Here is a 23,732-nt window from a genome sequence, read left to right as displayed (position 1 = left end):
GGCAGAATGGGACTAAACCTGTTCTGCTTTTTTAGTTAAGGAATTCATGAGAAATTAAAAAAGCAAAAGGCGACTAACTAATTTTCAAATAAATTTGTATTTTTATTTCAACTAATATGGTGTCAAGTTGTATACTTGATTACGGAATAATTATTACAAGATTGCAGGGAAAAATTACAATGAACAACAAACTCATCACCAACTCAAATGGACAAACCTTTTTATACGAACTGCAGCAGGCGTTTTCAACCTGCGACGAATTTTATTTTAGTGTAGCATTTATTAACTATAGTGGGCTTCAGTTGCTTCTTGATCATTTGAAGGAACTGCGTGATCGTGGGGTTCATGGGAAGATCATGACGTCTACCTATTTGAATTTCACAGAACCTAAGGCGCTGAAGAAGATTAAAACCTTTGATAATATCGATCTCAGAGTTTTTGAGGCGGACAAGGTTAAAGGGTTTCATAGTAAAGTTTATATTTTCAAAAGCAATGATGCCTATACCATTATGATCGGGTCGTCGAATATTACGCAGAGTGCGCTGAAAAGCAATGTGGAATGGAATGTTGCAACCGTCTCAACGAAACAGAGTCCTTTCTTGGAGAAAGCCATTAAGGAATATAATGAACTTTGGGATCAATGTACGGTTGCGGATGATCTATTTTTACAGAGGTACCAGAATTTTATCGAAAGTTTAAGGGCCCAAGTTGCAGCTGCCCATGAACCTTCGTTTAGCAGCTATGGAAACGCTGAAATGCAGAAAATTGTACCGAATCTGATGCAACAGCAAGCAATCGATAATCTCGAACGATTACGCGCGCATGGTGAAACACGGGCACTTGTCATTTCAGCGACAGGTACTGGGAAAACATATATGTCAGCGTTTGATGTTCAGAAGTTTCAACCGAAGACGATGCTCTTCATCGTGCATCGTGAAGAAATTTTAACAAAGGCTAAAGAGACCTTTGAGCGATTGCTCGGTCGCGGCAATCAAATGGGGATGTTTACCGGTAACAGTAAGGACTACGAAGGGAAATCTTATATTTTTACAACCATCCAAACCATCAAGGATCATTGCAGCGATTTTCCTGCAGATTACTTCGACTACATCATTATTGATGAAGCGCATCACGCCACGAGTCCAAGCTACACGCGTGTACTGGATTATTTTCAGCCGAAATTTCTACTTGGGATGACAGCAACTCCAGAACGGTGTGACAGTGGTGATATCTTTGGTTTATTCGATAATAATATTGCGATTGAAGTTCGCTTGAATGAAGCGTTGGAGGAGGACTTAGTTCTCCCTTTTCACTATTTTGGTATCACAGATGTGGATGGCGTTGATTTGTCAGACGTCTCCATTGATGATGTGGCAGAAGTTGCTAAAAGGCTGAAAGTGAACCAGCGCGTTGACTTTATCATCGATAAAATGAATTTCTATGGATATGATGGCGAGAGCTGTAAATGTTTGGGGTATTGCGTAACCAAGGACCACGCACAGTATATGGCGGATGAATTTAATAAACAAGGAATTGTCAGCACATATTTAACAGGTGATGATGCACAAACCAAGCGACAAGAAATGATTCGCCGACTTGAAAATGATGATGATCCACTTCAGGTGATCTTTACAGTGGACATTTTCAATGAAGGTGTCGATATTCCGTCAATAAATTTGGTGCTGATGCTCAGGCCAACAAATTCGCCGATTATTTTTATGCAACAATTGGGGCGTGGGTTGCGAAAATACGAGGGTCAGTCCTTTTTAACTGTTCTCGATTTTATTGGAAATCATAGTAAGACGTTTCTCATTGCCATCGCGCTTAGCGGCAAACGTTTTTATGATAAAGACAGCCTAAAAGTAGCGGTTCACCGTGGGTTTCCAGATCTTCCTGGTGCCACGCATATCCAAATGGATCGAATTTCTCAACAAAGAATTATCGAGCAACTGAACCAGGAAAATTTCAGAGCAATGAAATATCTTAAAGAAGAATACCAGGAATTTAAGAAACAATTTACTGTTGCAGGAAATCGATCGATTCCTAATTATCTGATGGATTATGCCAAATTTGAGAATGCGCCTGATCCCATCAAGTTTATTGCGAACAAAAAAACATATCTATCTTTCTTGGCAGCCGTTGAAAAAACCGATGATTTAAAGCAATTGGCCAATGATGAGCCATTCTCCACCATCTTAAAACAATTATCAGCTGAGTTGCCGATTAAAAGGCCCTACGAGTTCTGTGCTTTACGTTATCTGATTACCCATAAAATTGTTTCCTGGGAAGACGCTAAGAATGAAGTACTTAAAGAAATGGAGACGATCGAAGAGGCAACCCTGGAACACGCATTTGAACATTTGAATCAAACGTATGATGATCAAGGGCAGAAATCTCGTGACATCAAGTTGTGTACCTATGACCGGGAAAATAAGTGTTTAACTCAATCCGAGATCTTTGGCACAATTTGTGAGGATGAACAGCAAAGAACCTATATTCTTGATGTACTTAATTATGGACTCTATCGTTATGGAAAAATGTTCGGACATAAGAATTATGGAGTCCCATTTCTGAAACTTTATGAACAGTACACGATGGTTGAGTCTGCATTGCTATCAAACTATCAAAAGATCCTTAGCTCATTCCGTGGATCAGGAACGATAAAAAATGGAAATGATTATTATCTGTTTATTGATTTGCATAAGGATGACGGAATCAAAGACAGTATCAATTACCAAGATCATTTCATTAGCCCATCGCTATTCCAATGGGAGACGCCTAACTCGAATAGTCAGGATACAACCCAAGGGCATCGTATTATAAATAATAAGAAGTACGGCATACATCTTTATCTGTTTGTGCGGAAATTCAAAAGTATTGAAAAGAATATTTCTGAACCCTATATTTACATTGGTTCAGGGGATGTAGTTAAGTATCGAGGCAATAAGCCAATTACTACTGAAATCGCGCTACATCATGAAGTGCCGATGTCGTTGTATCAAGAATTTATTACGAAGGTATAAAGTGATTCTATTAATCTGATATAAATTTACTAGGTAATAGATGAAATATATGAGCGGATCGGTGACACCCTGAAGATTGGGGGTGACCTTATGACAACATTTTAAGTACTGACACACATGATTTGTCAAGAAACAAAAAGTGATCCGTCTCATATCCTCGTACAGGCTAAGACGGATCACTTCTAAATGATTGATTTAGTTAAAGCACTGATTCCGCTCTATGCGGATATTGCCTGACTCAAGCCGTCCGATATGATTGCAGTCACATCGGGCGGTTTTATTTTACGCTCTTACTATCTTTATTCTACACAATTTCTAGAAAAACAAAAATAGAATAAGTCTTACAGACACTCTGTCATAAGTTGCTCGACGGTTGCAACATCTGCTGGTGCCCATCTCAAAGAATCCAAGTTCTCTCGTTTCAACCAGATGAGCTTAGAATGCTCATGTGCGGTTGGAAGACCAGAGGTTAATGTGCATTTAATTGCCGTAAGATCAATTGAAAAAGTTTCATAGTCATGGTGACTTTTGAGAAACATTGTATTGGCTTTTACTGTGCACTTCAATTCTTCATTGATTTCTCGTTCAATCGCTTCTTCCGGACGTTCGCCTTCCTGAATTTTTCCCCCTGGGAATTCCCATTGGTTTGGAATCGACATCTTAGGCGAACGCAATGCGCAGAGAATTTCTTCATTTTCATTTTCTATTATTGCTGCGACAACGGATAAAGTCTTGCCCATCAAATCACCTCATGAACGCTTATGCGCCATAGTAAATTAAGTCGTAAGCTATTTAGTCAGACTACCTATCATTCATAGTATCATAACTCTATTCGTTCTTTCAGATCTACTCATTTTTTTGTTTGTTAAGAGCTAAAAAAACATTACAAAGTTAGGTACTAAAATATGTGCAACAAAATAGAGAGACTGTGCAATAACTTACAATCCCTCATACTTTAATGCATGTCTAAATGCTGCGCTTTTCTCGTATGTTTCGTCTCCTTCGGTAATTGGGAAGAAGCATTAGGAATTTTGCGCGGCAAAACATTAATCACATCGGAAGAATAAATGGCAAAACTGATGCTGCCGCCGTGTTTATGTGCGCGTATCAGAATGGGTTGATTATAGTTGTTCCTGAAACGGAAATCAGGGCCATACCAGCTGACGGTAGCATCACGACCTAAAGGTACATAAGCGACGCGCCGGCTATGCGCATAACGTTCAATGATTTTCAATCCGGCACGATCGACTGCATTGAATAATGTAGAGGATACTTGGCAAATCCCTCCTCCTACACCTTCAGAATATTCACCTCGGACAATAACGCGGGCGGGGAGATAGCCTTTTTTCTTTGTGCGCATGCCAACAGTTTGATTAAATGAAAAGGTTTCATTAGGAAAAACGACATGACCATCTAATGCTTGAGCAGCTAATTCGATGTTATGCGCGCGACTTTTGTTGCCGGAATTAAAGAAGGTGGTATAGTGACCGATTTGCTCGGTACGAATGTGTGCAAGCAACTCTCCATCAACCTTCGGATAGACCGTGAGTAAAGGAACCTCAATCTGGGCAGAGCCGTGTCCATAATAATAACGATAAAAGCGGTCTTTGAACTTACTTCTGTAGAGTTTAAACCCAGTTTGCTCAGAATCAATGGTCCCATGGTCATTGATTTTGGCATTGATCGGTGGCTGACTTACCTCCTGATTGAGTCGATTCATTAATTGATTAACTTTCTCTTGATCGATCAATGGGGAAAACAGAGTAGTAAAATCATCTCGATTGACTGTACTCAACGTTGTTTCATGGTGTTTTATTATCAAATGATCAGAAAGAACCACAGGTTGCTGTTGCGCCAGAATCAGCATTCCTGCTAACATCAGTAGCCGCATCGGGATCACGCACCTCCAATGTTAGTATGAGCAGATCTACTCGAATTAGTAATGATTCAGAAGGTTCTCATCTCGTCGATGCAATTCATAATTAACCATTTATTTTATATAGAAGATGGTCACAACAAATGCAATGCGATTAGGCACATCGATCAAGGGTATAAGTGAACGAGGAATAAAGTGTCATTTGCAAAATTTATGGAGTAAATTCTACGAAAATCATCCGTATACAGCCGATAAATATATGCGTTCTTTTTTTTACAATAGTTTGCGAATAATATTCTAATTCGACAATATTTGTTACAATAAAAGGACAAATCTCGTTTTTTTATGGATGAGGATGATGGGGAATGAACGCTCTGATGGATATGAAAATGTTTTTATCTTTCCTTGTGACCGGGAATGTCGTCATGGTTTTTCTGATTGGGGCATACCTATGGCGGCACAGGGACGATGATACATTGAATACGTTCTTCTATGGGAAGTGTCTCCAGACCATTGCCTGGATCATCGCGATTTTTCGAGGAGGAGCTTTTGATCTGATAGCTGTTTCACTCGCAAACAGTTTATTGTTCATTGGCTATACTTTTGAAGTGCTCGCGCTGCTTAAATTGGCGAGAAGTTATCATCGATCCACTCGAAATCTCTATCTTTGGTTTTCGGTCTTATATATTCTTAGCTTTCACATTATCCTCTTCTTTTTCAATCAAGCGCATATCAGAATTGCGTTCGCCTCGGTAGCATTGGTGGTAATTCTTGTTCTTCCAGTATGGCGAATGACGCGAGGAAAACAGCACTCTTTGCTGATGCACTCCATGGGGTATCTGTACTTTATTTTGTTACTGGGATTAGTGGCGCGCACGATTGTTGCTCTGGTTATCAATCCTTCCACTGACCTGGATTCGAACGCTGCTTCGTTTGCCTATGGATTTAGCTTTATTATGATCAATATGACCATGATTCTGGGAGGTACGGGCTTCATCTTGCTACTCAAAGAAATGACCGATAAAGAACTGGTTCACCTTGCGAATTATGATGATTTAACGAAGACATTGAATCGTAGAGCTTTCTTTGCACAGACAGAGTATTATCTCAATTATTATGCTAAGAAAAAGCAGAAGCTATCCTTTTTGTTATTTGATGTGGACAGCTTTAAATGCATAAATGATACACATGGTCATGATATCGGCGATCGTGTATTGCGGGATCTTTCCAGACGCATCTATAATCAGATCGAACCAGATCACCTGTTCAGTCGATTCGGCGGTGATGAATTTGCAATTCTAATGCCGGGAATGGATGAAGAAGCGTCTGCATTATTGGCTGAGAGAATAAGAAATGAAGTTGCTCAAGCACAGATCTTCCTACCTAATCAGCCTCTGAAATATACGATAAGCATTGGGCTTCTGACGATCTTGCCCGACCAATTCACCGATATAGAAACACTCTACATCTCTTGTGATAATGCCTTGTACGGAGCGAAACGGAATGGAAAAAATGGGGTCTATCGCGGACACTATCAAGAGGAACTTAAAGCCGAATTGTGATCGTATAGAATGAATTTTTAATAAAAATATCTGATTAAATGATCCTGTTGTTTTTCTCATCAAGAGGCAATGTTTGAGAAGAACTTCATTCAAAATCAAGAGTGAGCCCAAGCAGTTTGATCCATCTAACTGTTTGGGCATTTTCCGTGGCTGATTGGGCAAACCAGGTCCATTTTTGTTTTGAATGATTTATGATAACATACTAATCAAGACAACTTTAATGATCATTGTGAGGTATGCCATGAATCCGAAAGAACTGACTTATAAAATGCCGGCGGAGTGGGAAAGCCATGAACGGACGTTCCTTTCGTGGCCGGTGCGTGAATCGATGTGTTATCCAGACGAGTATGCACGGGTTTGCTCTGGCTATGCTGAATTTGTCAAGGCAATTTCCGAATTTGAATCGGTCAGCGTGCTTGTGAATCCGGATGATCAAAAGATTGTGCGCTCCTATTTGAGTAAACCGATGAAACATCCGATTGAAATTATAGCTGTTCCGCATAACGATTCTTGGATTCGTGACAATGGACCAACGTTTATTAAGGATCAACAGGGAAGATTGGCCGGTGTAAACTGGCGCTTTAATGCATGGGGCGAGAAATATGAGCCATGGGATCTCGATGATGCAGTGGCACCGGTGATTCTTAGCGCAATGCAGATTCCCTGCTTTGACGCACCTCTAGTTATGGAAGGCGGTTCCTTCCATGTGGATGGTGAGGGAACACTTCTGACAACAGAGCAATGTTTGTTGAATCCTAATCGCAATCCGACTATGAACCGTGAGCAAATTGAAGAGTACTTAAAAATGTATATAAATGTTGAAAAAGTGATCTGGTTGAAGAATGGACTTTCTGGTGATGAAACGGATGGGCATGTGGATAACATCGCATGTTTCGCCGCACCAGGAAAAGTACTGATCCAGTCATGTGAAGATTCGGATGATGAGAATGCCGAAATCACTCAAGAGAATATCCGGCGTTTGGAGAACAGTATTGATGCCCGGGGGAGAAAGCTGGAGATCATTCGTATTCCGCAACCGCCAATTCGCTTTGAGCGGGATACTCGGCTTACGCTCAGTTATCTGAACTTTTATTTTGTGAATCAGGGAATCATACTGCCGATATTTGGTGGTGACGCCGAAGAAACGGACAAGCAGGCGCTATCCATTCTTAAGGATCTTTTTCCGAACCGGACGATACGCACCGTTGATGGTATGGCGATCATCCGTGAGGGCGGAAATGTGCACTGCTCCACCCAGCAAATGCCGATTATTGAAAAGAAAGAGGACTCTGCATGATGAGAAAAGTAAAGGTCGCGGCAACACAAATGAGTTGTTCGTGGAGCATTGATGATAATATTCGCAAAGCAGAAGCACTTGTTCGAAAGGCTGCTGCTGAAGACGCTCAGATCATATTGCTTCAGGAATTGTTTGAAACGCCATATTTTTGTCAGAAGGAAAAAACGGAATATTATGCTTTAGCTAAAGCACTGGAAGAAAACAAGGCCATCCTTCACTTTCAGAAAATTGCTCGCGAGCTCCACGTTGTGCTGCCCATCAGTTTTTACGAGCGGAAGAACAATGCCCTTTACAATGCTATGGCGATGATTGATGCCGACGGGACTGTGCTCGGAACATACCGCAAAAGCCACATCCCGGATGGACCCGGTTATGAAGAAAAGTTTTATTTTAATCCTGGAGACACAGGGTTCAAAGTATGGGAAACCCGCTACGGCAAGATTGGTGTCGGCATTTGTTGGGATCAATGGTTTCCTGAATCTGCTCGGTGCATGACATTAATGGGTGCGGAATTGCTGTTTTATCCGACAGCGATTGGTTCGGAACCCTATGATTCGTCAATCGATTCAAAGGATCACTGGCAGGCTTGTATGCTAGGCCATGCAGCATCTAATCTTGTTCCTGTTATCGCCTCAAACCGTATTGGAATGGAAAGCGATGATGAGTCTCAGATCACATTCTATGGTTCTTCATTTATAGCCGGACCGCAAGGAAACAAGATCTGTGAGGCGGATCGTACAAGTGAAACAGCGTTGGTGGCTGAGTTCGATCTCGATCAGTTGCAAGCGCAGCGATTTGAATGGGGCATTTTCCGTGACCGCCGCCCTGAACTGTACCAAATCCTGACTTCAAATGATGGTGAACGTAAATTTTAAGCATGAGAAGCAAAAGCTTTGCGCATGGTCATGAGAAGTGATCGATCTCTTGACCATGTGTGAAACGATGCATTGAAAGAATAGGATTGCTGGTATTAGATGCCAAGCAATCCTTTTTTGATTGCGGCAACAACAGCACCGACGCGAGAGTCGGCTCCTAATTTTTGCATGAGGGATGAAATGTGGTATTCAACCGTACGTTTGCTAATTGATAAGGATTGGCTGATTTCGCTGGTTGTCATGTCGGAAGCAATCAAATTGAGAATGTCACGTTCTCTTGGCGTTAATGTTTCCGTTTGAACTTCGGGATGGATGTTTGGGAAAACCTTTTTACCTGCAAAGACTTGTCTAATGACAAAAACAAGTTTCCGATTGGATTCCTCTTTGCTGATGTAGGCATCGGCACCTGCCTGCTTTGCGGCTTCGATGTACTCATCATAATGATAACCGGACAATATGATGATCTTTAACTCTGGATTTAACTTCTTGATCTGTTTCGTGAGTTCAATCCCATTTGTATCCTTTAAACGAACATCAAGGACAAGAATTTCGGGCGGATGTATACGAATCACTTCTTCAAGATTTTTCGGATCCGGTAGTGCATCAATGACGTGAAAATCCTTTTCCTTCTCAAGCAATTCTTTTAGGCCCATCAACATGAGCAGATGATCGTCAACTAAGATAATCTTAATGGTCACGTTCCTCATTCCAATCTAATGGCAATGTAATTTTAATGCTTGTACCTTTTCCAACAACGGACTGTATTTCAACTAATCCGTTAAGCTGGTCAACGCGTCTTTGAATCGTGATGAGTCCGATGTGGTCACTACGTGTATGATCGATGGCTTTGGTAATTTCAAACCCTTTTCCCTTATCAGTGACTTTCATGACCAAGTAGCGGTCGACACAGAGTAGAGAAATCGAAATAACACGTGAGCCTGAGTGTTTGATTGCGTTGTAGATGAGTTCTTTAATGATGCGGAATGCTGCGATGGAAAGGGTTTTGGAGATCAGTGTCAACTTGAGTTGATAGTGCGTGTCGATAATCACATTATAATTTTTCTGAAATCTTTTTTTAACGGATTCAACACTTTGCTCTAATCCGAGATCTTCGACTATAAATGGATGCAACTCACGTGATTTCTCCCTTATTTCATAGATTTCATTCATCAGGGATTCTTTAATGACGTGGTATGCGGCACTATCTACTTGTTTGTTTCGATGAAACATTTCAATCTTATTTTCTAACAGTATAACATTTTGTAGCACTTCATCGTGAAGAAAAATAGATAATGATCGACGTTGTTCATCCAGCGCATTCATTAAGATACGATTAATTTGTTCATGCGTGTAGGATTTGGACCGGGTCTTTTTCAATGCTTGTCCCATAGTTGCGACTTTCTCCGAACTTCTGAGCAGTTCCAAAGTATTTGCACGAATTTCATCCAGTAGAAATTGTTCAATCTTACTAATTTTTGTTCCATTAAGCTTCTGACCGATGAGAATCCATCCGCGGTCAGTCTCACCGTCACGTAATGGAAGAACGGTCAGCTTCTTTTGCAGATCTTCATTTGCCGTTTCGCTATTGTTAAGGAATTGGTAAGAGAGTTCGTTATTGGCGAAAATACCTGTCTCGTATATAATTTTTGGAATATGTTTCTGTTTCCAGATCAAACTGACGCCATTAATTGCTAAAGTCCGATGAACAAAGTTCACAATCAGTTGTGCACATGTGGTCAGATGGTATCCGTTCAACGCTCCCTGAAGAATGCGCTCTTTCTCCTGTTTGATTTCTCTAGTTTTATCTGCTAGTGGGCGATGCCTGAGCCGATCAAATAATTTGTTTGTAGAAAAAAAGAATAGCAAAATGAACGTGATAAATAAGTTAAATGCCAGAAAATGTTCCATTTCTTTAGAGAAAAAAAGATAGAAGAGGCTATCTGACAGAGCGAGTGAGAGTACAAGAGTAGTCAGTCTCATGAATAAAGGAATTAAGTTTAATTTAGCGTCGATTATTTCTTGCTGAGTTAGGATGTACGATATTGTAATCGGGGAAATGATCGTGCTCAGCAAACTGTAGTAAAAAAGAACCCCATCTAATGTTCCCAAAAAGTAAGGAATAACACAGAATATGACCACAGGAAGATATGAAACGAAAAAGCTTAAGATAAGAATCATGATTTGATTCTTTACTTTTAATGAGTTATGTTGATGCATTCGGATCAGAATGTAGATACTGGCAGTCAAAGAGAATATTATGAACAAAATAATTATCCGATTAAATAATGTATTAAAGGGATTGTGTATCAAGTGAAAGCGGAAAACAGAAAGTGCATACAGTGTTCCCAGGACAATAGAAACGACTTTTATCACAGTATAAAGATATTCATAGACCTTTGGACGTGCAGCAGTTGGAAAGTAAAGAAAAAATTTATACTTGAAAGTTGGAATGAGGAGAACGGAGTACAACTCAATCAGACGAGCAAGCGGATTATTTAGTACCGATGGAATGACCGAACTGATAGCAAGACCCGTAACGAACAGGATGGCGTAATAGTGTTTCGTGATGATTGAGTTTGGTTTAATAACGTAGCAATACATACCATTGCAAACAAAAAAGAGCCCAACTAAGAAAAGCGAGAGATATTCAAAGAGGATTGGAGTAGCTTCTGGAAAATCATGAGTATGAACTATATTTTGAAATTGATAGCAGTAGTAACTATTAAGAATAAGAAAAAATAATAACAAGAATGAAGTGATGTATCTTGGCTTCACAGTCATCAACTCCTAGTCCATTTCTCTCTTTTTCTTAATCATAATTCAACATTCTTTGACAATTTTCCTTTAGTAAATAAAAATTCTTATAATTGCGGAAAATACGGATTTTTAAAGTTAGCGTCTGGCGTATAGTGAATATAGGGGAGAAAATAGAATAGAAAAATAATAGCGATCATAAATATAGACAAATAGTTAATGAGAGAGAAAAACAGGAATGGCTCATTTCTTTTGCGAGGGGGGATCTCAATGTGTTCGTATGACCATTATTCTGCTAACTATTTAACTGGATTGTATCATTCGATTAAACAAAACATTGAAAACGGATTCTTATCGCGTGCGATGTTACAAGAATTGGACCTGATCGCTGAAGCTATCAGGAAACAAGGCGTTTGTCTTCTAGAAGAGAGACGGACAGTCAGGGTTTTCACAAAGTATAATATAAAATGAATTTATAATGTTGTTCGATTACGGTGGGGTTGATCCCACCGTTTTTATTTGATCTCAAGGGAAATAGGAACAAGAACTGTGGACTGAATGAATTTTTTTAAACTTTTAATTTAATAATGTAATAAATTACCATGAAAGCGCTAGTAAAATAGACATATTTTCTCTTGTCTTTTCCGCCCTTCTATTTATAATAATAAGTAGTATAATTAATACTATTTGTATAAATTTCCAGTGTATAAATACCTAGTTCATTTGTAACTGTTTATTTGGAGGAAGGAAAGTACTTTTACATTTCTAACGAGGTACCAAATAGGATGGAAATTATTGAAGGAGTGATATTTGGTGACCAAAGTACTTATTGTTGATGACTCAAAGTTTTCACAGAAGATTACATATTCCTTTCTAAACCAATATTTAGAAGATATTGAGTTCGTTTTTGCCGGAGACGGTGAAGAAGGACTTCATAAATTTAACGAAGCGAAACCAGATTATATGATTGTGGATTTATTGATGCCGAAATTACGCGGCCAGGATCTTATTGAGAAAGTAAAACAGATTGATCGAGAAGCGAAAGTGATTGTGCTTTCTGCCGATGTACAGAACCGTGTGCGCGAAGTTGTTGAAAAAATGGGTGTGCTCTCTTTCATAAACAAGCCTCTGGATGAAAAGAAGGCAAGAGAGATAGCGAACATCATAGGGAATGGTGCACGTGGCCGGTAAAATCAGCAGAGAAGATATTTTGACGGAATTATTTAATATTGGTGTCGGACAAGCCGCAAGTACATTGTCAGACATTATTGATAAGCAAATCGGATTAACGATCCCGAGTGTGAGGATACTCAACGCGGAGAAGGGCAAAATTGAACTGAATAAATACTTGAAGCAAGTTGCAGAGGGCGCGGTAATGGTTTCATCCATTTCCTTTGATAGTCAGTTGGAAGGAAAAGTCAGTCTTCTATTTCCTGCAGATAAAATGCATCACTTTATCGATCTTTGTCTTCATGAAACGCATGATGAAACGGAGTATTCGTTGGATTTTACCGATATTGATTTTGACACAATCAAAGAGATCGGAAATATCGTCATTAATTCCATCATTGGCGAATTAAGTAATACGGTCAACATACCGGTGGAGTACACGCTCCCAGAGGTTGATGTTTTGAATAATGCAAGTGCGGATCATTTTGTTGACACTGAAGATTACCGCCTTGTACTCATGATGTTCTTGGCTTTTGATATTGAAGGGACGGAAATTGCAGGCGCCATTGTCATTAATATGACCTTAAACTCTCTAGATGACATTCTGAATAAGATTGATAGACTGTATAACGGAAGATGAGTGAATATGGATTCAATTCTACCAGGTGTATTAAACTGCATAAATGAGGGTATCGTCATTATTACGGAAGACCTCGTTATTACCTACTGGAATCCTTTTATAGAAAAGTTATCCGGTAAGAAGAGTGAAGATGTTCTCAAGCATCGCGTCGATGAAGTATTGCCAATGCTTGAACGTCCTTTTTTCCATAATGCGGTAAAGCGGCTTATTGCCGGCGGGAACCCTGTCTTCTTTTCTGCTGCCATGCACCGTCATCTGGTTAGCCAAGATTACCGAGTAAACCTGAAAATGAACCGAATTTCAGTGTCGGGAAATGTCGCGGTTATGCTGGAATTTATTGATGTGACGAATCAGTTCTTGAGAATCAATCAGCTGAGAGACTACGTTAACCAGCTGTCTCAGTTGAATAACCAGCTGAAGCAAAAGGAAAAGGTTATTGAGAAACTTGCTTATTATGATAAATTAACCGGTGTGGCAAATCGGGCGCTGTTTGATAAATTTGCTGATAAGTATCTCGCTGTAGCCAAACAACGTGGAACCATGCTTGGCCTGATGTTCGTCGATGTTAATGAATTTAAAATGATAAATGATACCTATGGTCATAATACAGGCGACAAAGTGATGACTCGAGTAGCAAGTCTGTTGACGGAATCAACAAGAAAAGATGATATCGTCTGCAGATTTGGTGGCGATGAATTTGTAGTGCTCCTTCCGGATATCAATACATTTGAGGATTATCAGATCATTGCCGACAGGATTGAAGCAAATCGGAAAAGACATATTATTCAAGACGGATATAACATTTGGCTATCGCTGAGCATCGGTATTAGTTTTTATCCCGATGACGGTGAAACCATCGAAGATCTTATAGAAAAAGCGGACGAGTTTATGTACGTGAACAAACATCAGTCACGTATGGATAATATGTAATATAAATAAAATTGTGATGACCGTACGGACCTCATTGAGTCTGTTGACGGTCTTTTTTTAGTTAGGAAATCTATTTATCTAAAAATGCAGCAGAGATGCGAGACGCCTGTGGGAGTGCGAGCCAAGTGAGACCCCGCAGAGAGCGGGAAGACCGAGGAGGTTCACGGATCGACCACAGCAAGCGAGCAATCAAAGCAAAATGGATACAAGATAAGCGCAGGGGTTTTTGCCAGTAATCCTTAAGATACTGTTGACATACCCGCCAAGCAATGGCATAAATAATAAAGCAGGAAGTCGCCAATGAATTTATCAAAATTGGCTTAAAGGGAATGAATAGAAAGCATGAACAAAAATGACATTTATACTGATTTGGTAAAAATGGTTGCAAGCAAAGAGCAAGTGAAAATAGACGAGAAATTGAGTACATATACCTTTACGCATACCGGGGGACAGGCGGATCTCTTTGTTCTTCCAAAAACGTATCAAGAAGTAGGACGAATCATTGCGTATGCGAATGAACAAGCTTTGCCGATAACGATCTTAGGTAAAGGCTCCAATCTTATCGTGCGCGATGGTGGGATACGAGGTATTGTCATTAGCTGCGAATTGCTCAATAAAATCAGATGCGAAGGCGACACAATTATCGCACAAAGCGGGGCGGCAATCATTGATGTTTCACGATTCGCGTTGGCTAACCATCTGACCGGACTTGAATTTGCCTGTGGTATACCTGGATCTGTCGGTGGTGCATTGTATATGAATGCAGGTGCATATGGTGGAGAAACCGCTGATGTATTGACTGGAGCAGTTGTCGCTGACCGAACAGGCAAAATTATTCAATTGGATAAAAAGTCATTATCCATGGGTTATCGGCACAGTGCGATATCACAGGAAGGGTATCTTGCATTAGAAGGAACGTTTGCCTTGCAGCCAGGGGACCCTCAGCAAATAAAGTCTGAGATGGATCGTTTGACAGCACTGCGTGAACTGAAACAACCACTGGAATATCCATCATGCGGCAGTGTGTTCAAAAGACCAACCGGCTATTTTGCGGGAAAGTTAATTCAGGATAGCGGGTTACAAGGAACACGGATCGGCGGTGTTGAGGTGTCAACCAAACATGCAGGCTTTATGGTGAATGTGGATCACGGAACCGCTTCAGATTATATTCAATTGATAAAGCATGTCCAGGACACAGTGAAACAAAAATTTGGTGTTGATTTGGAAACTGAAGTACGAATTATTGGCGAAGCATTGAATGGAAAATGATAATTGAGCAAAGTAAAGCATGAGTTTGACTAAGATTATACTGAAATGCTTCTTTGTTCAAAAACGGCAGCTGCGATTACGCAACTGCCGTTTTTTCAAAGAAAAAAGCTCATAGGGATAAGAAAGGACCTATAGGACTGTCTGTACCTTTCCTATCGGGCTAGTCAGTGACTCGGTGTCCCATGATCACCAAATCCCGCTCTATGCCATCTAGAACGGCAACCCTTGGACATGTGCCCCAACGTTCGAAGCCAAATCGCTCGAAGAGGTGGAGACTTGGTGTGTTCTGTCCGAAAATAAAAGCGAGGACCGTATTAATTCCTAACGCTTTGCAATGTTCTAGGGCATAACGAACAAATCCAGAGCCGATGCCCATACCTCGAAAACGTTCATCTAAGTAAATGCTTATTTCTACAGTTGATTGGTAAGCAGGACGACCGTAAAAGTTGCTGAGGCTTAGCCAGCCACATAGAGTTCCATCAATTTCAGCAACCCATAGAGGGCGCCTTTGATCTTCTTGATGGGCCTCGAACCATGGCAAACGGTCCTGAACAGTCACAGGCTCAGTATCTGCAGTCACCATACGTCCTGGAATCGTTGAATTATAAATTGAGACGATATCAGCCAAATCTTCTTTACGTGCATCACGAATCATTACAGAATTCTGCATTGAGGCTACCCATCCTATCTTTAGAGTGTATTTATATAATTAATCGGTCATCAAATTAATGATTGCGTGTGCATCCGCTGTAAGACCTTGTCTAACTTTTTGCGAAGCCGTCGCTTGATAAATAAATGAATTGATGACCTGCACATAGGATTGCATGTAATACACTGAAGAAGATAGATTGCCGTTTAGGTAGGCGATTTGTGCTTGATTGAGTTTATCAGATAGAGCGGTTGTCTCGGATTCACTCAAATTCTTCAGTTTAAACTGATGTATGATCTCGTTTTGCATGTGCTCAAATCCACTTCGAATTCCTGAGTAGCCAAGCAATTGCCATTCGCTGATCGCCAATGGATCCTCATTACTTTTCTTTGTAACGGTCAGCTTGTAATAACCATAAGCTTGTGGATTCTTTATAGAGAATGCGCGCGTCATTGCTCTCCATTTAAAGGATTGATCCGTTCTTCGATCAATTAGATCCCAGTTCATTCCATCATCTGAGCCCCAAAGTGTCCAATCCTTTGGATCACTGGTTTTGCTTTTGTTTGAGGAGGTCAGGGTATACATTTCTACCCTGCGATTCTCTGAATCAAATTGGAGCGTAACTGAGGGATGATCCGAATGGAATTTTGCCGCAGTTACTGAATTATTGTCCGTTAAACGTCTTAAAGATTGACTGGCATGAGAGGTAATCTGTGAAGCATACCCTGTCAAATCTGCTAAGGGTTCTGGATAAAATTCTGAGCCATCTGTAGACTGAGCAGTTTGTGAATCCGGCAAAGCATCAGATGAAGTGCCCCAACTTGATGGGTCTGCACCCATTATGAAAGTCAATGTTCCCCCATTCGCTAATTGTGCTGCAGAAATCGTTGTTGCGTTTACCATTTGTCCATTGAATGCGACCTGTTGAACATAGTTATTTTTATTGCTCACATTTGGTGCATTGATGATCAAGGTATGTCCATTCTCCAAATGTACGGCCATTCGCTTGAAATAGGGCGCACCAATGACGTAATCAGGTGTACCCTTTTGAAGCGGATAAATACCTAACGCGCCAAACAGATAGAAGCCAGAGAGTATTGCTCCGTTATCAGACCCTAAATAACCCTGACCGATCATTCCTCCCGTGTAGAAGCGATTCATGATGGCACGTAATGTACTCTGTGTTTTCCAAGGCGCAGAAGCGAATAAATACATATACGGTTGAGATGGTGACGCTGCTTGATCGAGCGTGAACATTCCTAAATGACCGCTGTACGCGATTCTTGCGTGCTTCTGAAGGCTGCTGAACGCTTTGTCTTGTGGCGGGTTACGGAAAAACTGATCAAGCTTGCGGGTTAGAGCATCTTGACCTCCATACAGATTAGCTAGACCTTGTCCATCCTGAGGGACGTTAAACGCGTACGCCCAGTCATCTAAGGTCTTGTTTTTAAGTGACGGATTTGATCCGTCGCTTGCCGCCCACTTTCCATCTTTGTTTCGTTCGGTAAAAGAATCTCGCTTATGGTTAAACAGATATAAATAATTCTGAGATTGTCTTAGATAATAGCGGCTATCATCTGCATATTGGGTGTTGTTCGGATGTCGTTGTGCCAAATAGTTAGCGAAATTTCCGAGCGAATAATCCGTTATGCTCTGAGATAACGTTCGGCTTACGCTGTCTTTTTGTTTGGATGAAAGATAGCCGGTAAAGGTATCATCATCATGTTCCTGCGGTACAGAACTGGATTGGAGCATTGCCTGATAGAGTACAGATGAATGGACACCCGGCACACCTTTAACTACAGCATCTGCAAAGGCAGGACCTGCATCTGGATCAAATACCCCGTCGTTTTTATAGGCAGTGAGGAAACCATTAATCATTTTTCCGGTAAGTTTGGGTTCCAGAAGTGCATAAATCGGCCATGCTGTTTGTGCGCTATAAGAAAAGTTGCTATTTACATAAATTTGACCTTTCTTAATTGGTGCACCAGTGTGTTCAGACGTGTTGGCAGTGCTTGCAGGCACACTCAGATCAGCGTAACGATAATCTGGTTTCTTCTTTGATCCTGTATTCTCATAGCCAATATTTGGTGAGAGATAGAGCCGGTAAAGATTAGAATAAAGCGTGGATTGCTGCGCAGCTCCTCCTTCAACAGTTACACGTTCAAGCCGCTTGTTCCATTCTTTCTTCGCTTTGTTTTCAACATCTTTTAAAGACGTGTGTTTGCCGATTTCCTGGTTTAAATTTTTCTTGGCCTGAGCCACGCTAATTAAAGAACTGGCAATGCGTAGCGTAACGTTCTTTTTGTCGGTGGTGTCGAACTTAAAGAAAGCGGTCGATTGGTCACGGCCTTGCCCGGATAGACGTCCGTAATCGGATACGGGTTGATCGACTTCTGCATAGAAAAACAACCGGTTATCATTGCCTGTCGATGCGTCTTTGCTATCGGTATAGCCTTCCAATGATTGTGTTTCCGGGTGAAGCGTCAGGCTCCCGTGGCGATTCAAGTTATCAAAGATCAAGTTACCGTTTGTCCCAATAAATGAATAGCGCATGATTGCCGCATGGCTCGTTGCTGCCAGTTCTGTTTTCATTCCATTGGCAAAAGTCACCTGATAACGATAGGGGGAAGAAAATTCATCAGAACGCTTGAAGGCTGCTCCACGTCCTAATCGGTTTGCACTTGGCGTACCCGAAAAGTCTGAAGGCATGACTTGAAATGACTGTTGAATGCCTGCTTGGTCATTGGCCGATTGACTGAGTGAAAAGGATTGTATTTCAGGTAAATTATTCGGATCATTATTTTGGTTATAAGGATAAATGTGTGCCTTTGCACTACTGTTAATCGCCGGTGCCCAGTAAGTGAAGCCATTTGGTACCCCTATAGCTGGGGAAGTGTTTCCGCGTGCAAAGGCCTTTCCAGATGCGGTACCACGAAAAATATTAACCTGATCGACCGGTGTACGATCAGTAGTTAATGATGGATGATTATCAATTCGAATATCGTCTAGAGCGCCTTTAAACGAAACGTTAGCGCGCGGTGCTTTGTAGGCAATTATTATTCGTTTTATCGTTTTTCCTTTGGCTGCCGCACCGAGTGAAATTATTTTTTGATTCCATTGGTTCATCAAAAGGGTATCGGATTTCCCTTGATCCTTAGGGGTTATGCCAAAGCCATCCTGATCGTTTACTTTTTTTAAGTCATGTAAATAACTACCGTCGGAAAATGCAAGATCCACTGAAACATAGCTTGCAGCCTCTGCTTGTGGATCAGTTTTGGTCGATTCGGGAGCAATTAAATAGGAGAGCTCCGTATTTGCAGAAACTTTAATATTCACATTAAATAATTTGTTGAATGCATAGCTGTCGGCGTTACCTGTAACTTTCCCTGAGTAGGTAAGTACGTGGCTGCCTGTCCAACCATTTTTTTTCGAGGCATTGTAGAGGTTCTCCGGCCCTTTAGTAACCAAAGTGGTCATTGTTTTCCCCTTGCCGTTTAACGGCGTAATCCCCTCTGTCATTAACTTGCCTTTTCCTGATTGCTCATTTTGATTTTTCCATGAAAGTGCAGGATCGCCTTTTTCGAATGAGGTGAAGAAAAGCGGACTGTTGTTCTTCGCATCGGCACCATGCATCATAGGACCAGGTAAAGAAGAGGTGACCAGACATAGTGAAATACAACTGATGACTATTTTCGTGAAAATCTTTAAATCCATGATGTTGCCCCTCTTCGTTTTGTGTGACGGCCGCGTGCGAGTTGCTGAACAATCCTCACTAGGCAAGACTACCTAACTATTATAACGGAACAGGCACAGTCTATAAAGCAATCTTAAAACTATCCCTAGTCCTCTATTACAGCAAAAAAAATATGCGATAAGAATGCCGGTCAGCATCTCATCGCAAACGAGTAAATGATGGTTTCCTAAATCAAGATCAAACATCTTAACTTAAGGTTAACTGCAACAGAAGGTGTGTTAAAGCTTACGAGATCATCATAGCACCCTTTAGCTGACGTTTTAGAAAATTTGTCATATTATCTGACATGGTTTTTTAAGGTGCGGTTTTTCAAGCAGATTAAATCAAAGATATGTCCAATAATCTAACATTGTATTAATTTTTTGTAAAAGGTGTACTCATTTCTTTTGCACGGACAATTGCTTGATGCACGCAGTCAACGACGGATTGTTTCACATGATTTTCATCGAGCGTATCAATACCTGCTTGAGTGGTACCTCCAGGCGTTGCAACAGCTTTTAATAAATCTTGAGCAGATTTTCCAGACTGATTCAAAAGATGCGTTGCGCCAAGTAAAGTTTGCATCACGAGTTGTGCGGAGGATTCTTTAGAAATTCCTTCCTGAATACCGGCCTCTTGCATAGCATTGGCGAGATAATAAAGGTAGGCAGGACCGCTTCCGGCTACGCCAGCGATTACATCGATCTCACTTTCCTTGACAATAGTGACTGTCCCAACGGTTTCAAATAATTGCTTTGCAAGCTCCAGCTGTTGCTCAGAAACCATTTCTCCGGCTGCGATGCCGGTTGCGGATAACCCGATCGAGGCCGAGGTATTGGGCATTGCACGAACCACTGGTAGATCGATACCCGAAGCGGAGCGGATGAATGAGGTTGGTACACCAACCATCAGTGAGATGATTAATTGATTTGGACGTAAATATGCCTTCATTTCATTGATGGCTGATTCCGTATCCGCCGGTCTGAAAGCAAAAATAACAATGTCCGCCGCATCAAGAGCAATTTTCTTGTCTTGTGTGGTATGGACGTGAAAGGTTTCTTCCAAATCTTTCAACCGTTCACCATTTGATCGATTGTTCATCCAGACACGATCGGCAGAAATAAATTTTTTATCAAGAAATCCTTTGAGTAAAGATTCCGCAAGTTCACCAGAACCAATAAACGCTAATTTTTGTAACAACGGTTATTCATCCTCTCATTTCTTCTGACCAAGTAGATAGGTACTTCTCCTATAAACACCGCAATCATAGTAGAAAACTTGCCGATTGGCAAGTTCTTGACACAAGCATAAATTTAGTATTGATTATCACTTTTCTTCACTTTCAAACGATCTGAAGCTCATTTTCCAGACATCTCTTTATAGGATTGCAACATGGCTGCATTGCTTTTCTTGCGTTTCAGCAAATGAATTTTAGTATGAAGAAAGAGTTTCGTTATCTTCCGCAACCATATAAATTGGTTCAATGCCGCTGCATATCTGGTCCAATAAGAAAGTAGGATCAGTACAATAATTAGGACTTGTGGAGATGATAATTCAAAATCCATAATGCCATAAGCGATAATCGTCGGCATTGTAAAGAAAAAGAGTGAAGCTTCATCATTCGTCTTTGTGTTTAGTCTTTGTGCACGAAGTAAAGTGAATCCACTGATACAAAGGACAAAGAGAAAGAACAAGCCACAAAAAACACCCGATGTTGAGAAGATTGCCAGAAACAGGTCATGAGCATGTGGGATATTTTGACCGTTTAGCTCAGCATAATCGCGACCAAAACCAAGCGAAGTGGCACCAAATACCGGATTCTCTTTAAAGATGTGCCAACTGTTGCCCCAAATTTCGATTCGCTTTGCCATTGAAGATTCGGTGCCATCAGAACGCGGCATCCAACGGTAGAGAAAAGGTGCGCTGGCGATCACTAGGGCTGCAATTGGAAAAAATAGCCGTAAATTTAGTTTGTATACGAAGAGCAGATGGAGCAGAAACATAATAACGAATCCAGCTCTTGATCCTGTATCGTATATTCCGAGATCAAGGAGAGGCAAGATGACCAGTGATAATGCAATCAGTTTCGTATTTTTCATATGCACTGCACGCAATAATTCCACCAACAGAAAGGCAAGTGCGAGAATCAACAAATAACAAGCATAATTGGGGTTAAAAGTTGATCCATAGAGACGTGGTTTTCCCACGTAGCCAAACAAAAAATGTCCGGTAAGGAATGATGCAGCCTGACCGATGAGCGTATCTTTCGGGATGAAGTTAAGCAGCTTATCCGAAATAAAAATATAAACGCCACCAAAAACAGTGATCCAAGTGAATTGATGGATATGCAACTGTTCGGGATGACGCAACATGAATAGATAGATACCAAGATAACCGACTAAGATCAAGGTTGAAGCTAAGTCGGTAACTTGCCAGCTTACGAGAACCGCGCCAATTGATGAAATAGCCATAAGTGCAAGGAGTATGCTGATCAAATCAGTAGGTATCGACTTCTTTTCAATAAATTGTGCGCGCCACTCAATAATGGCATAACCAACGAACCAAGCCATACCAACAGGCGGGAGCAAATATAACAAAATTAATCCCAAGATAAGCGGCTGTTGTTTGACTTTTTTAAGCCCGTATATCATAAATTCGTCCTCCGACTATTATTAATCATTTTATCTGCAACATTACTTATACTTTAAAATGCATAGGAAAATCAAGTTTATGGGGAAATTTTTATATTTATGTAACGAAAATGAAAAGGCTATCATGATGAATGATATACCGTTATAATAGGATTATTAGTGAAGAAACTGGAGGGTTATGACAATGAGAATGGCAACAATTGGAACAAGTAAAATAACGCAACAATTTGTGAAAACGGTTAAAGAAACGGGACGTTTTGAATACGTTGGTGCCTATTCAAGATCTGCGCAAAATGCCAAGCAATTCGCTGAGCAATTTGGTGCAAATCTTTATTTTTCCTCATTAGAAACACTCGCAAAGAGTCCGGAAGTGGACATTGTCTATGTGGCTTCGCCGAATGGCTTGCACTTTCAGCAAGTCGAAGTTCTGCTTCGCGCGGGAAAGCATGTGATCTGTGAAAAGCCGATTTTTACAACGCTAAAAGAATTTGATGAGGCGGTTCGCATTGCGGACGAGCATCATGTTTATCTTTTTGAAGCAATACGAACTATTCAAACTCCGGTATTCAAAAAATTGAAGCAAGAATTGCCGCGTACCGGACAACTCCGTTCAGCAGTTTTACAGCTGATTCAGTATTCTTCTCGTTACGATCAATTCTTGGATGGGCATGTGAGCAACATTTTTTCTTCTCAATTTGCAGGAGGTGCACTTGAAGATTTAGGGGTCTATCCTCTCTATGTAGCGATTGCGTTATTTGGTGAGCCAAAAGATGTCGCTTATTATCCAATTAAACTTTCAAGTGGTGTTGACGGCAGCGGAACAATGGTTCTGGTATATGAATCATTTATTTGTACATTACTTTGCTCGAAGATCGCACATTCAGATGCACCTTCGGAAATTCATGGGGAAAAGGGCAGCTTACGGATCAATAACGCATCGAATATTGAACGCCTTGAATGGATTGATGCTCATGATAAGAAACCGATAGTGATCGCCGAACATACTGAAGCTGATGATAAAATCTTTGAAATTGCTCATTTTGCTGATCTCTTGGATCAAGAAGATCACGCTGAGTATTTGAACTTACGAAATTTGAGTCGAATGGTACTGAAAACGATGGAAACTGCACGCGTGCAAAGCGGGATCTTGTTTCCAAATGACGAGAAATAATGACCATTTGAGCTATGGAAAGCTAAAGAAAAAGGGCTGAAGAATGAATCTCTTGTAGCTTCCTAGGACCTGCATATACAGGCTATTTGTTTCGTATCATGTGACAATAATTTTCTCGGATAATTCTCC

Annotated in this window: 17 protein-coding genes; 9 read left to right on the top strand and 8 right to left on the bottom strand. The window is 40.7% G+C overall.

The window, feature by feature from the left end; all coding sequences use genetic code 11:
• Nucleotides 1-179: 179 nt before the first annotated feature.
• Entirely contained in the window at nt 180-3,023 is a 2,844-nt protein-coding gene (locus NIE32_RS04385) for a DEAD/DEAH box helicase (protein ID WP_253053413.1), read from the top strand.
• 341 nt (nt 3,024-3,364) lie between these two features.
• Here NIE32_RS04385 and NIE32_RS04380 read toward each other — a convergent pair whose 3' ends face one another.
• Both NIE32_RS04380 and NIE32_RS04375 read right to left on the bottom strand, forming a co-directional pair.
• Complete coding sequence (locus NIE32_RS04380) at nt 3,365-3,763, bottom strand: (deoxy)nucleoside triphosphate pyrophosphohydrolase (RefSeq protein ID WP_253053411.1); 399 nt, start codon at nt 3,761-3,763, stop codon at nt 3,365-3,367.
• 215 nt (nt 3,764-3,978) lie between these two features.
• A complete protein-coding gene (locus NIE32_RS04375; protein WP_253053409.1) occupies nt 3,979-4,914 on the bottom strand; it encodes a VanW family protein in 936 nt (311 codons plus the stop codon).
• 350 nt (nt 4,915-5,264) lie between these two features.
• Between NIE32_RS04375 and NIE32_RS04370 the strand changes: the two genes are divergently transcribed.
• The 3 genes from NIE32_RS04370 to aguB all read left to right on the top strand — a co-directional run bounded on the left by NIE32_RS04370 (nt 5,265) and on the right by aguB (nt 8,633).
• Entirely contained in the window at nt 5,265-6,461 is a 1,197-nt protein-coding gene (locus tag NIE32_RS04370) for a histidine kinase N-terminal 7TM domain-containing diguanylate cyclase (RefSeq protein ID WP_253053407.1), read from the top strand.
• A 241-nt stretch (nt 6,462-6,702) separates the two neighbouring features.
• Complete coding sequence (locus NIE32_RS04365; RefSeq protein WP_253053405.1) at nt 6,703-7,758, top strand: agmatine deiminase family protein; 1,056 nt, start codon at nt 6,703-6,705, stop codon at nt 7,756-7,758.
• A complete protein-coding gene (gene aguB / locus NIE32_RS04360) occupies nt 7,758-8,633 on the top strand; it encodes an N-carbamoylputrescine amidase (RefSeq protein ID WP_253053633.1) in 876 nt (291 codons plus the stop codon). Before NIE32_RS04365 ends, aguB begins: the two co-directional genes overlap by 1 nt.
• A 95-nt stretch (nt 8,634-8,728) precedes the next feature.
• On the opposite strand, the gene NIE32_RS04355 is transcribed toward aguB, so the two are convergent.
• Both NIE32_RS04355 and NIE32_RS14335 read right to left on the bottom strand, forming a co-directional pair.
• The gene (locus NIE32_RS04355; protein WP_253053404.1) at nt 8,729-9,331 is read right to left on the bottom strand and encodes a response regulator transcription factor; all 603 of its coding nucleotides are present in this window, start codon (nt 9,329-9,331) and stop codon (nt 8,729-8,731) included.
• Nucleotides 9,321-11,408, bottom strand: coding sequence for a sensor histidine kinase (locus NIE32_RS14335; protein WP_253053402.1), 2,088 nt, complete (start codon nt 11,406-11,408; stop codon nt 9,321-9,323). The genes NIE32_RS04355 and NIE32_RS14335 overlap by 11 nt, the downstream gene beginning before the upstream one ends.
• A 792-nt stretch (nt 11,409-12,200) precedes the next feature.
• Between NIE32_RS14335 and NIE32_RS04345 the strand changes: the two genes are divergently transcribed.
• The 4 genes from NIE32_RS04345 to murB all read left to right on the top strand — a co-directional run bounded on the left by NIE32_RS04345 (nt 12,201) and on the right by murB (nt 15,396).
• The gene (locus tag NIE32_RS04345; protein ID WP_253053400.1) at nt 12,201-12,578 is read left to right on the top strand and encodes a response regulator; all 378 of its coding nucleotides are present in this window, start codon (nt 12,201-12,203) and stop codon (nt 12,576-12,578) included.
• The gene (locus tag NIE32_RS04340) at nt 12,568-13,197 is read left to right on the top strand and encodes a chemotaxis protein CheC (RefSeq protein ID WP_253053398.1); all 630 of its coding nucleotides are present in this window, start codon (nt 12,568-12,570) and stop codon (nt 13,195-13,197) included. The genes NIE32_RS04345 and NIE32_RS04340 overlap by 11 nt, the downstream gene beginning before the upstream one ends.
• A gap of 6 nt (nt 13,198-13,203) precedes the next feature.
• The gene (locus NIE32_RS04335; RefSeq protein WP_253053396.1) at nt 13,204-14,127 is read left to right on the top strand and encodes a sensor domain-containing diguanylate cyclase; all 924 of its coding nucleotides are present in this window, start codon (nt 13,204-13,206) and stop codon (nt 14,125-14,127) included.
• Nucleotides 14,128-14,469: 342 nt separating this feature from the next.
• Nucleotides 14,470-15,396 carry a UDP-N-acetylmuramate dehydrogenase gene (gene murB, locus NIE32_RS04330; RefSeq protein WP_253053394.1) on the top strand — a complete coding sequence of 309 codons (927 nt, stop codon included), beginning with the start codon at nt 14,470-14,472 and terminating at the stop codon, nt 15,394-15,396.
• Between the two features lie 160 nt (nt 15,397-15,556).
• Here murB and NIE32_RS04325 read toward each other — a convergent pair whose 3' ends face one another.
• From NIE32_RS04325 to NIE32_RS04310, 4 genes are all read right to left on the bottom strand, one after another.
• Entirely contained in the window at nt 15,557-16,066 is a 510-nt protein-coding gene (locus NIE32_RS04325) for a GNAT family N-acetyltransferase (RefSeq protein ID WP_253053392.1), read from the bottom strand.
• A 39-nt stretch (nt 16,067-16,105) separates the two neighbouring features.
• Nucleotides 16,106-19,762: a GH92 family glycosyl hydrolase gene (locus NIE32_RS04320; RefSeq protein WP_253053391.1), complete on the bottom strand. Its 3,657-nt coding sequence runs from the start codon at nt 19,760-19,762 to the stop codon at nt 16,106-16,108.
• Between the two features lie 394 nt (nt 19,763-20,156).
• Complete coding sequence (gene proC / locus NIE32_RS04315; RefSeq protein WP_253053389.1) at nt 20,157-20,981, bottom strand: pyrroline-5-carboxylate reductase; 825 nt, start codon at nt 20,979-20,981, stop codon at nt 20,157-20,159.
• A 158-nt stretch (nt 20,982-21,139) separates the two neighbouring features.
• Complete coding sequence (locus NIE32_RS04310) at nt 21,140-22,432, bottom strand: O-antigen ligase family protein (RefSeq protein ID WP_253053388.1); 1,293 nt, start codon at nt 22,430-22,432, stop codon at nt 21,140-21,142.
• A gap of 184 nt (nt 22,433-22,616) precedes the next feature.
• Between NIE32_RS04310 and NIE32_RS04305 the strand changes: the two genes are divergently transcribed.
• Nucleotides 22,617-23,603, top strand: a complete 987-nt coding sequence (locus tag NIE32_RS04305; RefSeq protein WP_253053386.1) for a Gfo/Idh/MocA family protein — start codon at nt 22,617-22,619, stop codon at nt 23,601-23,603.
• Nucleotides 23,604-23,732: the final 129 nt, after the last annotated feature.

It is taken from the genome of Sporolactobacillus kofuensis (genome assembly GCF_024125425.1).
GTDB lineage: Bacteria > Bacillota > Bacilli > Bacillales > Sporolactobacillaceae > Sporolactobacillus > Sporolactobacillus kofuensis.
This window is presented reverse-complemented; position numbering and strand designations above follow the sequence as displayed.

Coding starts and splice junctions, on each gene's coding strand:
- NIE32_RS04385 (WP_253053413.1), top strand. CDS start 180: ATGAACAACAAACTCATCACCAACTCAAATGGACAAACCTTTTTATAC.
- NIE32_RS04380 (WP_253053411.1), bottom strand. CDS start 3,763: ATGGGCAAGACTTTATCCGTTGTCGCAGCAATAATAGAAAATGAAAAT.
- NIE32_RS04375 (WP_253053409.1), bottom strand. CDS start 4,914: ATGCGGCTACTGATGTTAGCAGGAATGCTGATTCTGGCGCAACAGCAA.
- NIE32_RS04370 (WP_253053407.1), top strand. CDS start 5,265: ATGAACGCTCTGATGGATATGAAAATGTTTTTATCTTTCCTTGTGACC.
- NIE32_RS04365 (WP_253053405.1), top strand. CDS start 6,703: ATGAATCCGAAAGAACTGACTTATAAAATGCCGGCGGAGTGGGAAAGC.
- aguB (WP_253053633.1), top strand. CDS start 7,758: ATGAGAAAAGTAAAGGTCGCGGCAACACAAATGAGTTGTTCGTGGAGC.
- NIE32_RS04335 (WP_253053396.1), top strand. CDS start 13,204: ATGGATTCAATTCTACCAGGTGTATTAAACTGCATAAATGAGGGTATC.
- murB (WP_253053394.1), top strand. CDS start 14,470: ATGAACAAAAATGACATTTATACTGATTTGGTAAAAATGGTTGCAAGC.
- NIE32_RS04325 (WP_253053392.1), bottom strand. CDS start 16,066: ATGCAGAATTCTGTAATGATTCGTGATGCACGTAAAGAAGATTTGGCT.
- NIE32_RS04320 (WP_253053391.1), bottom strand. CDS start 19,762: ATGGATTTAAAGATTTTCACGAAAATAGTCATCAGTTGTATTTCACTA.
- NIE32_RS04310 (WP_253053388.1), bottom strand. CDS start 22,432: ATGATATACGGGCTTAAAAAAGTCAAACAACAGCCGCTTATCTTGGGA.
- NIE32_RS04305 (WP_253053386.1), top strand. CDS start 22,617: ATGAGAATGGCAACAATTGGAACAAGTAAAATAACGCAACAATTTGTG.